The following is a 13232-nucleotide window of genomic DNA, read 5'->3' as shown; positions in this document are numbered from 1 at the left end:
CGGAGCTTGGGTTCCGCAGGGGGCGCGTAGTATAACGGAAACCCAACGCCCGGCAATCGAAAGATTTCACTCCCGTCCCACGGGCGTCCGTCGTGGATCAAGCCATCACTGAATGAATTCTCCCGAAACGAATCCGGTCGGCGACGTCACGCCGCATCTGCGCGTGATCGCCCGCTCCGAGCATGCGATATCCCGCAAGAACATCTCCAACGGAGCGCTGCGCGTCCTCTACCGTCTCAACGAAGCGGGCTATGCGGCCTTCCTCGTCGGCGGCGCGGTCCGCGACCTGCTGCTGGGCGGGCATCCGAAGGACTTCGACGTCGCGACCAACGCGACGCCCGAGCAGATCCGCTCGCTGTTCCGCAACTGCCGGCTGATCGGCCGGCGCTTCCGCTTGGCGCACGTGGTGTTCGGCCGCGAGATCGTCGAGGTGGCGACCTTCCGCGGCAGCAGCGACGACGGCAGCGGCGACCGCCACGTGGTCGACGGACGCATCGTGCGCGACAACGTCTACGGCACGATCGAGGAGGACGCGGTCCGGCGCGACTTCACCGTCAACGCGCTCTACTACGACATCTCCGATTTCAGCGTCCGCGACTACGTCGGCGGGATGCATGACCTGGAGCAGCGCACGATGCGCCTGATCGGCGATCCGGAACTGCGCTATCGCGAAGATCCGGTGCGCATGCTGCGCGCGGCGCGCCTCGCGGCGAAGCTCGACTTCTCGATCTCCGCCGAGGCGGCGGCACCGTTCGCACAACTGGCGCCGCTGCTGCGCGACGCCGCACCGGCGCGCCTGTTCGACGAGACGCTCAAGCTGTTCCTGGCCGGTCACGGCCTGGCGAGCTTCCGTACGCTCGAACGGTACGGCCTGCTCGAGGAGGTCTTTCCGGCCACTGCGCGCTCGCTGGCCGGTCCGCACGCCGACCGCTTCCGCGGCCTGCTCGAGGCGACCTTCCGCAGCACCGACGAGCGCGTGCGCGACGAAAAGGGCGTGACGCCGGCGTTCCTGTTTGCGGCGCTGCTCTGGCAGCCGGTCCGCGACGAGGTGGAGCGGCTGGTCGCACGCGGCACGGAAAGCGCCGCCGCCTGGACCCAGGCGGCCGACCGGGTCATGCGCGCGCAGGTCGAGCGTGTCGCGGTCCCGCGCCGCTTCGGCTTCGCGATCGAGGACATCTGGGCCCTGCAGCCGCGCTTCGAGCAGCGCGTGCGCAAGCGCGTCTTCCGCCTGCTGGCCCACCCGCGCTTCCGGGCTGCCTACGATTTCCTGGTGCTGCGCGCCGAGGCCGAGCCCGAACTGGTCGAACTCGCGCAGTGGTGGACCGAAGCCCAGGTCGTCGATCAGGCGGTGCTGGCCGAGCGCCTCGTCACGCCGCCGCCGGCTCCGGCGGCCGGCACCACCGACACGCCGCGTCGCAAGCGTCGGCGCGGTGGCCGGCGCAAGGGCGGGCGAGGGGCCGGTGCCCCGGCTGCCGCCGGCGGCGACCACGCAGGACGGTCCGGTTCGGGGGAATGAAGGCAGCGCAGACGCTGGCCTGGGTCGGTCTCGGCAGCAACCTCGCCGACCCCGTCGCGCAGGTGCGCGCGGGCCTGGATGCACTGGCAGCGCTGCCGTCGACCGACGTGCTCGCCCGGTCGCGGCTGTACCGCACGGCGCCATGGGGGCGAACCGACCAGCCCGTCTTCGTCAACGCCGTCGCGCGCCTGTCCACCGCGCTCGTGCCGCTGGATCTGCTCGATGCGCTGCTCGGGATCGAGCGCCGGCACGGGCGCGATCGCAACAGCGACCTGCGCTGGGGGCCGCGTACGCTCGACCTGGACCTGCTGCTGTACGGGGACCGTCGCATCGAGCACGCGCGACTGACGATTCCGCATCCGCGCCTGCGCGAGCGCGCCTTCGTGCTGGTGCCGCTGGCCGAGCTCGATCCGGAGCTCTCGATTCCGGGCGACGGCCGCGTGCAGGACCTGCTGGCCGCCGTCGCCGAAGATGCCGGCGCGTGCCGGGTCGCCGATTGAATGTCGTATCCGGGCGCCGCATCTTTGCGCCCGCGGCCACCCGGCCGATAATCCCGTGCCGTCGATAGGGGTCTTGCCATGTACGCTCAACCCGCCGCTCCGGCACCACGTGCGGCCACCACGGTGACCCGGCTGCGCGAGATGAAATCGCGCGGCGAGAAGATCGTCAGCGTCACCGCCTACGACGCCGGTTTCGGTGCGCAGGCCGATGCGGCCGGCATCGACATGGTGCTGGTCGGCGATTCGCTCGGCATGGTCGTCCAGGGGCATCCCAGCACGCTGCCGGTCACCGTCGACCAGATCGTCTATCACAGCGCCTGCGTGGCACGGGGCGTGCGGCAGGCGCTGCTGGTGACGGACCTGCCGTTCATGAGCTACCGCGACGTCCCGACCGCACTGGCCAGCAGCGCCCGCGTGATCGCCGAAGGTGGTGCGGCCGTGGTCAAGCTCGAAGGCGCCGGTTGGGCGCTGGAGGTGATCCGGGCCTTGTCCGAGCGCGACGTCGCCGTCTGCGCCCACCTGGGCCTCACGCCGCAGTCGGTGCACAAGCTGGGCGGGTATCGCGTCCAGGGCCGCGAGGCGGCCGCGGCCGAACAGCTCAAGGCCGACGCGCTGGCAGTCGAGCAGGCGGGGGCCGACCTGCTGGTGCTCGAATGCGTGCCGAGCGCGCTGGCCGCCGAGATCACCGGTTCGTTGCGCATCCCGACGATCGGCATCGGCGCCGGCCCCGACTGCGACGGCCAGGTGCTGGTGCTGCACGACCTGCTCGGCATCACGCCGGGCCGGCCGCCGCGGTTCGCCAAGAACTTCCTCGCCGGGTGCGACTCGGTCGCCGCCGCGCTGACGGCCTACGCCGATGCCGTGCGCAGCGGTGCGTTCCCCGGCCCCGAGCACGGGTTCTGACCGTGGAGATCCTCGATCAGGTGCCGGAGCTGCGCGCGGCGATCGCCGCCCAGCGCCGCGCGGGGCGGAGCATCGCGCTGGTGCCGACGATGGGCAACCTGCATGCCGGACATCATTCGCTGATCGCGGTGGCGCGCCGCCATGCCGATTTCGTCGTCGCCAGCGTCTTCGTCAATCCGACGCAGTTCGGTCCCAACGAGGACTTCGCGCGCTACCCGCGCACGCCCGATGCCGACGCGGCCGGACTGGACCGGCACGGCTGCGATGCGCTGTTCGTGCCGGCGGTCCCGACGCTTTACCCGTTCGGCAGCGAGGCGGCGGTGCGGGTGCACGTGCCCGGTATCTCGGACGTGCTGGACGGTGCCAGCCGGCCCGGCCACTTCGACGGCGTGGCGACGGTGGTTGCACGGCTGTTCAACCTCGTCCAGCCGGACGTGGCGGTGTTCGGCCGGAAGGACTACCAGCAGCTGCTGGTGATCCGCCGGCTGGTGGACGACCTGGCCTTTCCGATACGGATCCTCGGCGCACCGATCGTTCGCGAGGCGAGCGGCCTGGCACTGAGTTCCCGCAATCAGTACCTGAGCCCTGCGCAACGCGACCAGGCAGCGGCGATCCACGGCGTCCTGCAGTGGATGCGCGGGCAGGTCGCCGGTCATGCGACGCCGCTGGCGGCGATCGAGGCCGAGGCCGTCCGGCAACTGGCGGCGGCCGGGTTCGATCCGGACTATGCGGTCATCCGCCGGGGCGAGGATCTGGGCACGCCGGAGCCCGAACGCCGGGACGGCCTGGTGGCGCTGGTCGCGGCCCGGCTCGGTTCGACCCGGCTGATCGACAACCTCGAACTGGGCTGAGCCGGCCTGGCACGTGTCGCGGCCTTGGAGGCGAACTGCGTTGGGCTGCCGCGCCGTACGGGCAACGCGGCCGGGGCGACGCGGCGACCGACCCTTCGCACTCGGCTCAAGGATCCATGGGTCGCTCTAGCGTCCCGGTGCGCGGACGAATGTGAAACACCCCGCAGAACAGGTGTGGTTTTTTGCCGAACGCTGTGGTATTCTTCTCACCGCTGTAGGGGTTTTCGCAACGAAAGACGCGACTCTTGCAGCAGCAGGGCGCATTGTAAGGTAGTCGTCACTCCGTATATACCCTCGCGCGTTTATCGCTGCGAGGGTTTTTTTTGCCCTTAGATCTCTAAATATTCTTTTGTTTTCAACGAGTTGAAGAAAATGGAAGGGGCCTGTGCCCGATCTGTTGCAGCGCGCAAACCGCATCGCGGTATAATTCCGGTTCGCAATGTTGCTTGTGCGCAACATCATCAAGGTACCGTCATGCAGCTCAACATGCTCAAGGCCAAGATCCATCGGGCCACCGTGACCCACGCCGAGCTTCACTACGAAGGCTCCTGCGCCATCGACGGGCATCTCCTCGATACCTCCGGTATCCGCGAGTACGAGCAGATCCACATCTACAACGTCAACAACGGCGAGCGGTTCTCGACCTACGCGATCCGGGCGGACGAGCACTCGGGCATCATCTCGATCAACGGTGCCGCTGCGCATCGCGCCGCGCCGGGCGACATCATCATCATCTGCGCCTACGGCGTGCTCGACGCCGCCGAGGCGGCCGGCCACAAGCCGATGCTGGTCTACGTGGACCGCGAGAACCGGCTGGCCCGTACCAGCCAGTCGATCCCGAAACAGGCCGCCTGACGGCAGTCCGCCGCAGCGCCCGCGGGCACCCGCAGGCGCTCGGGGAGCGTGCCGGGGTTCCGGCCGTGCCGCGCGAGTGATGACAGCTCGCGCGTTTCGTATGATGCGGCGACTGCCATGACGTCCGCATTCCGATGACACCCGATCAGCTTGCCGACCTGCGCCGCGCGTCCGAGCGCCTGGGCGCCGATTCCCTTCGCCGGCTGCTGGCCGACCCGGACCGGTTCGCGGCCTGGTCGCATCGCGTCGGACCGCTGCTGGTCGATTTCTCGCGGCAGCGGCTCGACGGCGCCGCGCTGGATGCACTCGGCGGCGTGCTCGCCGGCACCGATTGGGAAGCGCGGCGCGACGCGATGTTTCGCGGCGAAACGATCAATGCCTCCGAGCGGCGCGCCGTGCTGCACACGGCCTTGCGTGCGCGCCAGGCCCGCCTGCCGGCATTGGCGCCGGCCGCGGTCCTCGGGGAGATCGCCGAGGCGCTGCAGCGGATCGAAAAGCTGGTCGCGGCCGTGCAGGCCGGGCGCGCCGAGCATGGGTTGCCCCCTGGCATCACCGATGTCGTCAACGTCGGTATCGGCGGCTCCGATCTCGGTCCGCGCCTGGCCGTCGAGGCGCTCGATCGCTTCCGGACCGGACGCCTGACCTGCCATTTCCTCGCCAATCTCGACGGCGAAGGCCCGGCCCGGTTGATGCGCACGCTCGACCCGCGCCGCACGCTGGTGCTGCTGGTCTCCAAGAGCTTCACGACGCAGGAGACGCTGCTCAACGGGCAGGTGCTGCGCGACTGGATCGTCGCCGCCTACGATGGCGATGCCGCTGCGGCGCAAGGCCATTTCGTCGCGGTCACCGCCAACGCCGCCGCCGCGCACGCGTTCGGCATCGCCGCGGAGCGGACGCTGCCGATGTGGGACTTCGTCGGCGGCCGCTATTCGGTGTGGTCGGCGGTCGGGCTGGCGCTGGCGCTGGCGATCGGCAGCGAGGCGTTCACCGCGTTCCTGCACGGCGGCGCATTGATCGACGACCATTTCCGGACCGCGCCGTGGCGCACGAACCTGCCGGTGCTGATGGCGCTGGTCGGCATCTGGAACCGCAATGCGCTCGATCTTCCGGGGCTGGCGGTCATCCCGTATTGCGACGCGCTGCGCGAGCTGCCGGCGTTCCTGCAGCAGTTGGAGATGGAGAGCCTCGGCAAGTCGGTGCGGCCCGACGGCGCGCCGGTCGCGCAGGCGACGGTGCCGGTGCTGTGGGGCAACGTCGGCTCGAACGCGCAGCACGCGTTCTTCCAGGCGCTGCACCAGGGGACCGATCCGGTACCCGTGGACTTCATCGGCGTGATCAGGCCCGACCACCCGCTGGGCGCCAACCACCGGGCGCTGCTGGCCAACATGCTCGCCCAGGCGGCGGCGCTCGCGGCCGGCAAGACCTTCGAGGAGGCGCTGGCCGAGGCGCGCGAAGGCAGCGAGGCCGAGCGCCGCGTGCTGGCGGCGCAGCGGACGTTCCCGGGCAACCGGCCGAGCACGACGATCCTGCTCGACGTGCTGACGCCCGAGAGCCTCGGCGCACTGATCGCGCTGTACGAGCACAAGGTGTTCGTGCAGTCGCTGCTCTGGGAGGTCAACGCCTTCGACCAGTGGGGCGTCGAGCTCGGCAAGGTGCTGGCCAAGGCGATCCTGCCGGTGCTGTCCGGGGAGGCCGACCCGGCGGCGCTGGACGCCGCCACGCGCGGGCTGGTCGCGGCGATCCGGACACGGGACGTTCGCGAGCGCGACATGCCCGCGCCATGACGCCTGCGGCGTACCGTTTCGGACGGTTTCGCCTGATCCCATCCCGGCGCGAACTCTGGGACGGCGACGGCCCGGTGCACCTGCCGCGCCGCGTCTACGACTGCCTGTGCCACCTGGTGGAGCACTGCGACCGCGCCGTGGGCCGCGACGAACTGGCCGCGGTGCTGTGGGGCCACGCCGGCGTATCGGACAAGCAGGTCAACCAGTTGATCGTGCGTACGCGGCGTGCGCTCGGCGACGACGGCAACGCCCAGGCCACGATCCGGACCGTGGCCGGTTTCGGCTACCGCTGGGCGATGCCGATCGAGCCTGCCGCGCCGGAGCTGCCCGCGGACGCCGTATCGCCGCGCCCGGTCATGGCCGAAGCCGAGACCGTGCCTGCGGTGCGGCGGCCGCTGCGCTGGCGCCTGGCAGCCGGAGCGCTGCTCGTGATCCTCGGCGTGGCGGCGGCGGGCCTGTTGCTGCCGGCCGGATGGCGGCCCCGGCCGGCCGTGCCGCCGGCGCCGGCCAATGCCGTCATCGTGCTGCCGGTCGAGGTGCAGGGGCCGGCGGACGCCGGCTGGATGCGCCTGGGCCTCATGGACCTGGTGGCCGAACGGCTGCGGGGGGCCGGGCTGCCGGTGCCGCCGAGCGAAAGCGTGCTGACGGCACTCGGCGCGAAGGCGCAGGCGCCGGCATCGGTGGAGGGCGGTTCGCCGTTGCCGTGGGCGGACAGCCTGCTGATCCACGGCAGCCTGTCCCGGCTGCGGGCCGGCTGGCGCGTCGAGCTGGCGACGGTGGCGCCCGACGGCACGCGCCATCAGGTGCAGAGCGAGCGCGGCGATGCGGCCGACGCGGCGCGCATCGCCGCCGATCTGCTGCTGGCGGCGCTCGGCCGGCCGCGGCCGCCCGACGCCGACGAAGGCGACCGGCTCGAGGACCGCTTGCGGCAGGTCCAGGCGGCGATGCTGGCCGGCCGTCTCGATCACGCGCGCGAACTGCTGGCGGACATCGGTGCGAACGCGCCGGACGATCCGCAGGTGCGGGTCCGGTTGGCCGAGATCGACCTGCGCGAAGGACGGCTCGACCGTGCCGGGTCCGGCGTGGAGCGGCTCGCCGCCGAGCCGGGAACGGCGGCCGTACCGTCGCTGCACGCACGCGTGCTGACGCTGCGCGGCGCGATCGCCCTGCGGCGCGAGGCCTGCGACGCGGCCTGGCGCGACTACGACGCGGCGGCCGGGCTGCTCGCACAGCAGCCGCGCGCCTCGGAATGGGGCAATGCCCTGGTCGGGCGCAGCCTGGCCGCCACCTGCCGGCACGCGTTCGCCGAGGCCGCGTCGGACATCGGCGAAGCGCGCCTGCGCTTCGAGAGCGTGGGCGATCGCCTCGGCGTCGCCAAGGCCGACAGCTACCGCGGCATGCTCGAGCTCGAGCGGGGACGGCCGGCGGACGCGTTGCCGCATCTGCAGGCGGCGGTCGAGGTCCACGACGCCTTCGGTGCCGTCGGCGACACCGCGTCCGACCTGCTGGCGCTGTTCGATGCACAGGCGCTGCAGCTCGACTGGAATGCCGCCTGGCAGACCAGCGAACGCGCCTGGGCGCTGCGCGGGCGGATCGGCGATCCCGAGCAGCGGCTGCTGATCGGCGCCGACCGCGTGCGCGTGCTGGCCGCGAAGGGCCGCTTCGGCGAGGCCGGCGAGCTGGCGGCCGGCCTGGCGGCGGGCATCGACGGCCTGCGCCCGGCCGTCGCGCGCTACCTGCATGCGGCGATGGCCGATCTGGCCTGGCGCCAGGGCGACAGCGTCCGGCTGCTGGCAGCCGCGTCGCTGGCACTGGCCACCTGGCCCGAGGCCGCCAACGAGGACCTGCGGGCACGCATGGCGCTGTTCCATCAGCGCGCCGCCCTGGCGCTGGGCGACCCCGCGCCGCCGCCGACCTTCACCGGCGGCCGGGTGGCGGCTGCGCAGCTGGTCGCCGACGCGGAGCGCCATGCGGCAGCGGGGCGGCCGGCGCAGGCCGATGCCGCGTTCGCGCGCGCGCTGGCGCAGGCCGAGTCCGAGGCGGTGCCTGCCGGTGTCGCGCTGGTCGCCGTGAGCCATGCCCGCTGGCTGCTGGCCGAGCAGCGGCCGGAAGCGGCCAGCGCCCTGGCGGGCCGTCTCGCCGGCTGGTCCGCGCAGGACTACGACTGCGCACTGATCAAGCTGCAGGTACTGCAGGCGCTCGGCCGCTACGACGCCTGGGCCCAGGCCCTGGCGGCACTGCGCCCGCTGGCCGGCGAGCGGATCGTTCCCGAACCGCTGCGGGCGTCGCTGGTGCCGTAGCCGTCGGCGCCTTGCGCCGCGTATCGGGCGGATCTCGCCCCGGCGCCGCCGTTTTCCCGCCTTGGAGCCGGATTGGAGCCGGATTGGAGCCGGATCGGGGATGACGGTTGCCGCCGCCGCGGCCGATAGTCCGGTGGCCTGGGGCGGTGGAACGCCGGTGCAGGCATTCCCCGCCACGCCTTTCGCTCCGGGAGCTCCATCATGATTCGATTGCAAACGCCTTCCCGCCTATCCGCGCCGACCGGCCGACGGGCACCGTCACGTGCCTGGCTGCTGATGCTGGCGCTGATCGCGTACCCGGTTGCGGCGCTGGACATCCCGGTGCCGAACGGATCGTTCTCCGAGACGGCCAACGCCGGCAGCATCGGCGGCGGCGCGATCGGCGACGAGGGGAACCTGATCGCGATCGGCGACGGGCCCTGGCTGGCCAGCTTCAGCGGCGTCGCCGGCCAGCTGCCGCCGCCGACGCTGACGATCGGCGGTGGCATGGCGGTCATCTCGGGCCTGGTCGCCGCCGGCAGCGGCGAGGACGTGGTCAACAACGGTGGCGCCTTCGATCTGGTGGCCAGCGACGTGCCGCTGCAGCCGTTCACGCGCTACGAGCTGGAGGTGCAGTTCGACACCGGCGGCGCCTTCTCCAATGACTATTTCCCGCAGGGCAACGGCGGCATCGCGCTGACCGGCGGCCACGAGGTGCTGGTGTCCTCGCAGACGGCCGGTCCGGACGATTTCGTCTTCGGCTACATCGCCGGTTCGTCATCGACGTTCCGGCTGCTCCTGCGCTACACGACCCAGGCCGATCCGCCTGCGGGCGACCTCGGCATCCGCCTGTACGCACGCCCGCAGCGCGTCGCCAGCCAGTATCTGAAGCCGACCGTGGCGTTCTACCGGGTCCGCCTGGACGTGCGCCGTCTCGCCAGCGAGCCGGGCAGCTTCGTCCCCACCGCCATGCGGCCGTTGCGGGCACGCCAGAATCCGGCCACCGCCCTCCTGCCCGACGGCAAGGTGCTGATCGCGGGCGGGTACAGCTTCTTCGACGGCGCCGTCGCCGGCAGCGCCGAGCTGTTCGACCCGGCGACCGGCCGCTACAGCCCGACCGGCAACCTGACCCTCGGCCGCTTCGCCGCGACGGCGACGCCGCTGGCCGATGGTCGCGTCCTGTTGATCGGCGGTCCGTATCACGCCGCCGCCGAGTTCTACGATCCGCTGACCGGAACCTTCACGCCCGGCCCCGGGCTGGCGCAGCCGCGCGTGGGCAACGGTTTCACGACGACGCTGCTGGCGGACGGCAGCGTGCTGGTCACCGGCGGCTTCGACTACGACGAGAACGACGAGGACCTGGTGCTGCCGTACGTGGACCGGTTCGATCCGGCCACCGGATCGTTCGAGGCGCTGCCTGACCTGCAATCGTCGCGCTCGGGGCACACCGCGACGCTGCTGGCCGATGGCCGTGTGCTGATCGTCGGCGGCTACAACGCCTTCTTCGGGGCCGACGCCAGCGCCGAGCTCTACGACCCGGCCACGGGAACGACGACGCCGACCGGCGCGCTGAGCATCGGGCGCGAGGGCGCGACCGCAGTCATGCTGGCAGACGGCCGCGTGCTGGTCGCCGGCGGCTTCAACGCCGGCGCCGGCCGTCACCAGCGCAGTGCCGAGCTGTACGATCCTGCGACCGGCACGTTCACGCGCACCGGCGACATGACGATTCCGCGCTATTCCGGGACGGCCAAGCTGCTGCCGGACGGCCGCGTGCTGATGGCGGCCAGCGTCTCGCCGAACGCCGCCGGCGGTGGTGTCGCCAGCGACGTCGCCGAACTCTACGATCCGGCGACCGGCACGTTCTCGATGATCGAGCGCCTGACCGAGGCACGCGACTACGCGTCGACGATCCTGCTGCCGGACGGCCGCGTCCTGTTCACCACCGGCTTCACGCAGGAGTCGGGCCGGTTCCTGCCTTCGGCGGAGGTGTACAACCCGCTGGTCGACACGCTGGCCGCCGGACCGGCGCTGCAGCGGGCGCGGCGGGGTGCGACGGCCAGCGTGCTGGCCGACGGCCGCGTGCTGATCGCGGGCGGCGAGGATGCGGCAGGGCCGTCGGCCACGGCCGAGCTCGTCGCCGCCGACGGCGGCACGGTCGTCGCGGCCGCGAGCCTGGTCCACGCACGTACCGGCCACGTCGCGACCACGCTGGCGGACGGCCGCGTGCTGATCACCGGCGGCGGTTCGGCGGTCGCCGAGCTGTTCGACCCGGAAACGGGAGCGTTCACGGCGATCGCCGCGCTCGACCAGGATCGTCGCGACCATACCGCCACGCTGCTGGCGGACGGCAAGGTGCTGGTGGCCGGCGGAACCGGCACGCAGGGGCCGCTGGCCGGCGCATCGGTGTTCGATCCCGCCTCCGGCGCGTTCGCACCGGTCGCCGCGCTGCAGGCGCCGCGGTCGGGCCATGCCGCACGCCTGCTGCCGGGCGGCCGGGTGCTGCTGGTCGGCGGCGGGCCGGCGACGGCGGAGCTCTACGATCCGGCGCAGCGCGCCTTCATCGCCACCGGTGCACCGGTCAACGCGCATGCGACGCCGACCGCCACCGTGCTCGGCAGTGGCCACGTGCTGGTGCTCGGCGGCGCGCGCGGCAGTGCCGAGCTGTACGACCCGGACAGCGGCACCTTCGCCGCCGCCGGCCGCGACGACGCGGCGCGTTCGGCGCATGCCGCGACGATGCTCGGCGATGGGCGCGTACTGGTGGTGGGCGGCGGTGCGCCGGCGGCCCTCTACGACCCCGTGACCGGCCAGTTCGGTCCGGCGGCCGGCGGTCCGGCCGCCGACCGGTCGCGCTTCGCCGCGGCGCTGCTCGCTGACGGCAGGGTGCTGCTGGCGGGCGGCGAAACGGCCGGTTCCGCGTTGGCGAGCACCCTGGTCTACGATCCGGGCCGCGGCGCGGCCGGGCGTCCGCAACTCGATGCGCCGGCGTCGGCATTCGTCGTGCAGCCGTTCGTGCTGGACCTCACCGGCCACGGGTTCCGGGGATCGAGCCGCGTCTCGGCGACGGCGGTGGTCGGCGCGGAAGCATCGGGCGGAACGGCCAACGGCGCCAGCACGTCGGCGACCAATTTTCCGCTGGTGCAGCTGCGCCACCGCGAGAGCGGGCGGCAGTTCTTCGTCGCTCCGGATCCGGCGGCACCGTGGACCGATGCGACGTTCCGCTCGCGCGAGCTCGGCGGCTTGCCGCTGGGCGAGTACGACGTGACGGTCACCGTCAACGGCATCGCCAGCGTCGCGCGCCGTTTCGCGATCGTCGAGGACACACCGGGCGACGTGATCTTCCGCTACGGCTTCGACGCGCCGTAGGCGCGCCGCACCGTTCCATGAAGGCCAAGGGCCGCCCTCGGGCGGCCCTTCAGCCGGCGCCCGGCGCCGGCCCTGCCGAGACGGACGCGTGCGCTGCCTGCTTGCGCCGCTGCTCGGCCAGCGCCCAGGCGACGTGCTCGCGCACGAGCTCGGAAGGATCGTCCTGGCGCGCCGCGAGCGCCTGCATCGTCGGTTCGGCATAGGGCGCATTGCCGAGCGCCACGGCGATGTTGCGCAGCCAGCCCGGATAGCCGGTGCGGCGGATCGGCGAGCCTTCCGTGCGTTGCAGGAACTCGGCCTCGGTCCAGGCGAACAGGTCGACCAGGCGGCTGTCGTCGAGCCGGTGGCGCGGCGCGAAGTCCGGCTCGGTGGTCGGCGTGGCGAACTTGTTCCACGGGCAGACCAGCTGGCAGTCGTCGCAACCGAAGATGCGGTTGCCGATCAGCGGACGCAGTTCGACCGGGATCGGCCCGCGCGATTCGATCGTCAGGTAGGCGATGCAGCGGCGCGCGTCGAGCTGGTAGGGCGCGAGGATGGCCCGGGTCGGGCAGATCTCGATGCAGCGCGTACAGGTGCCGCAGTGCGCGGTGGCCGCGGCGCCGAGCGGCAGCGGCAGGTCGGTGAACAACTCGCCGAGGAAGAACCACGAGCCGCCGCGGCTGTCGATCAGGCAGGTGTGCTTGCCGATCCAGCCGATGCCGGCATCGCGTGCCAGCGCGCGCTCGAGCACCGGCGCCGAATCGACGAAGGCGCGATAGCCGAACGGCCCGGTCCGGGCAGCGATGCGATCGGCCAGCTTCTGCAGGCGGTTGCGCATCAGCTTGTGGTAGTCGCGTCCCAGTGCATAGCGCGCGACGTAGGCTGCGTCCGGATCCCCGAGCACGTCCCAGCCGTCGCGCGCGCCGGCCGGCAGGTAGTCCATGCGCACCGAGATCACGCGCAGCGTGCCGGGCTGCAGCTCGGCCGGGCGGCTGCGCTTGACGCCATGGTTGGCCATGTAGTCCATCTCGCCGTGGCGGCCGGCCGCCAGCCAGTTGAGCAGGTGCGTCTCGTCCTCGCCCAGCTCGGTGCCGGCGATGCCGATGTCGCGGAAGCCCAGCTCCGCCGCCCACTGCCGGATCTCCGCGGCGAGGGCGGCGAAGTCGATGGTGTTCCGGCATGCGGCGGCTGGCATCGGG

9 protein-coding genes are annotated in these 13232 nt (G+C 72.2%); 8 read left to right on the top strand and 1 reads right to left on the bottom strand.

The window, feature by feature from the left end; translation table 11 throughout:
• Positions 1-112 precede the first annotated feature (112 nt).
• The 8 genes from pcnB to I596_RS12620 all read left to right on the top strand — a co-directional run bounded on the left by pcnB (position 113) and on the right by I596_RS12620 (position 12054).
• Positions 113-1516, top strand: coding sequence for a polynucleotide adenylyltransferase PcnB (gene pcnB / locus I596_RS12655; RefSeq protein ID WP_067648523.1), 1404 nt, complete (start codon positions 113-115; stop codon positions 1514-1516).
• Positions 1513-2016, top strand: coding sequence for a 2-amino-4-hydroxy-6-hydroxymethyldihydropteridine diphosphokinase (gene folK, locus I596_RS12650; RefSeq protein ID WP_067648520.1), 504 nt, complete (start codon positions 1513-1515; stop codon positions 2014-2016). The genes pcnB and folK overlap by 4 nt, the downstream gene beginning before the upstream one ends.
• 78 nt (positions 2017-2094) lie before the next feature.
• Positions 2095-2919: a 3-methyl-2-oxobutanoate hydroxymethyltransferase gene (panB, locus tag I596_RS12645; protein ID WP_067648517.1), complete on the top strand. Its 825-nt coding sequence runs from the start codon at positions 2095-2097 to the stop codon at positions 2917-2919.
• Between the two features lie 2 nt (positions 2920-2921).
• Positions 2922-3770: a pantoate--beta-alanine ligase gene (gene panC / locus I596_RS12640; RefSeq protein ID WP_067648514.1), complete on the top strand. Its 849-nt coding sequence runs from the start codon at positions 2922-2924 to the stop codon at positions 3768-3770.
• Between the two features lie 474 nt (positions 3771-4244).
• Positions 4245-4625 carry an aspartate 1-decarboxylase gene (gene panD, locus I596_RS12635; protein ID WP_067648511.1) on the top strand — a complete coding sequence of 127 codons (381 nt, stop codon included), beginning with the start codon at positions 4245-4247 and terminating at the stop codon, positions 4623-4625.
• A 134-nt stretch (positions 4626-4759) separates the two neighbouring features.
• On the top strand, positions 4760-6409 hold the full coding sequence (pgi, locus tag I596_RS12630; protein ID WP_067648507.1) for a glucose-6-phosphate isomerase: 1650 nt from the start codon (positions 4760-4762) through the stop codon (positions 6407-6409).
• Positions 6406-8709: a winged helix-turn-helix domain-containing protein gene (locus tag I596_RS12625; protein WP_067648504.1), complete on the top strand. Its 2304-nt coding sequence runs from the start codon at positions 6406-6408 to the stop codon at positions 8707-8709. The genes pgi and I596_RS12625 overlap by 4 nt, the downstream gene beginning before the upstream one ends.
• A gap of 201 nt (positions 8710-8910) precedes the next feature.
• Positions 8911-12054 carry a Kelch repeat-containing protein gene (locus I596_RS12620; protein ID WP_150132140.1) on the top strand — a complete coding sequence of 1048 codons (3144 nt, stop codon included), beginning with the start codon at positions 8911-8913 and terminating at the stop codon, positions 12052-12054.
• A 49-nt stretch (positions 12055-12103) separates the two neighbouring features.
• Here the strand turns inward: I596_RS12620 and queG are convergent, their stop codons facing one another.
• Positions 12104-13228, bottom strand: a complete 1125-nt coding sequence (gene queG, locus I596_RS12615) for a tRNA epoxyqueuosine(34) reductase QueG (protein WP_067648498.1) — start codon at positions 13226-13228, stop codon at positions 12104-12106.
• Between the last annotated feature and the right edge of the window lie 4 nt (positions 13229-13232).

This window comes from Dokdonella koreensis DS-123 (assembly GCF_001632775.1).
GTDB classification, from domain to species: Bacteria; Pseudomonadota; Gammaproteobacteria; order Xanthomonadales; family Rhodanobacteraceae; genus Dokdonella; species Dokdonella koreensis.
The sequence above is the reverse complement of the archived record's forward strand: the minus strand, read 5'-3'. Positions and strand labels throughout refer to the sequence as shown.

Bases quoted from the DNA above. Each gene is read 5' to 3' on its own strand.
- pcnB (WP_067648523.1), top strand. From the start codon at position 113: ATGAATTCTCCCGAAACGAATCCGGTCGGCGACGTCACGCCGCATCTG.
- folK (WP_067648520.1), top strand. From the start codon at position 1,513: ATGAAGGCAGCGCAGACGCTGGCCTGGGTCGGTCTCGGCAGCAACCTC.
- panB (WP_067648517.1), top strand. From the start codon at position 2,095: ATGTACGCTCAACCCGCCGCTCCGGCACCACGTGCGGCCACCACGGTG.
- panD (WP_067648511.1), top strand. From the start codon at position 4,245: ATGCAGCTCAACATGCTCAAGGCCAAGATCCATCGGGCCACCGTGACC.
- pgi (WP_067648507.1), top strand. From the start codon at position 4,760: ATGACACCCGATCAGCTTGCCGACCTGCGCCGCGCGTCCGAGCGCCTG.
- I596_RS12625 (WP_067648504.1), top strand. From the start codon at position 6,406: ATGACGCCTGCGGCGTACCGTTTCGGACGGTTTCGCCTGATCCCATCC.
- I596_RS12620 (WP_150132140.1), top strand. From the start codon at position 8,911: ATGATTCGATTGCAAACGCCTTCCCGCCTATCCGCGCCGACCGGCCGA.
- queG (WP_067648498.1), bottom strand. From the start codon at position 13,228: ATGCCAGCCGCCGCATGCCGGAACACCATCGACTTCGCCGCCCTCGCC.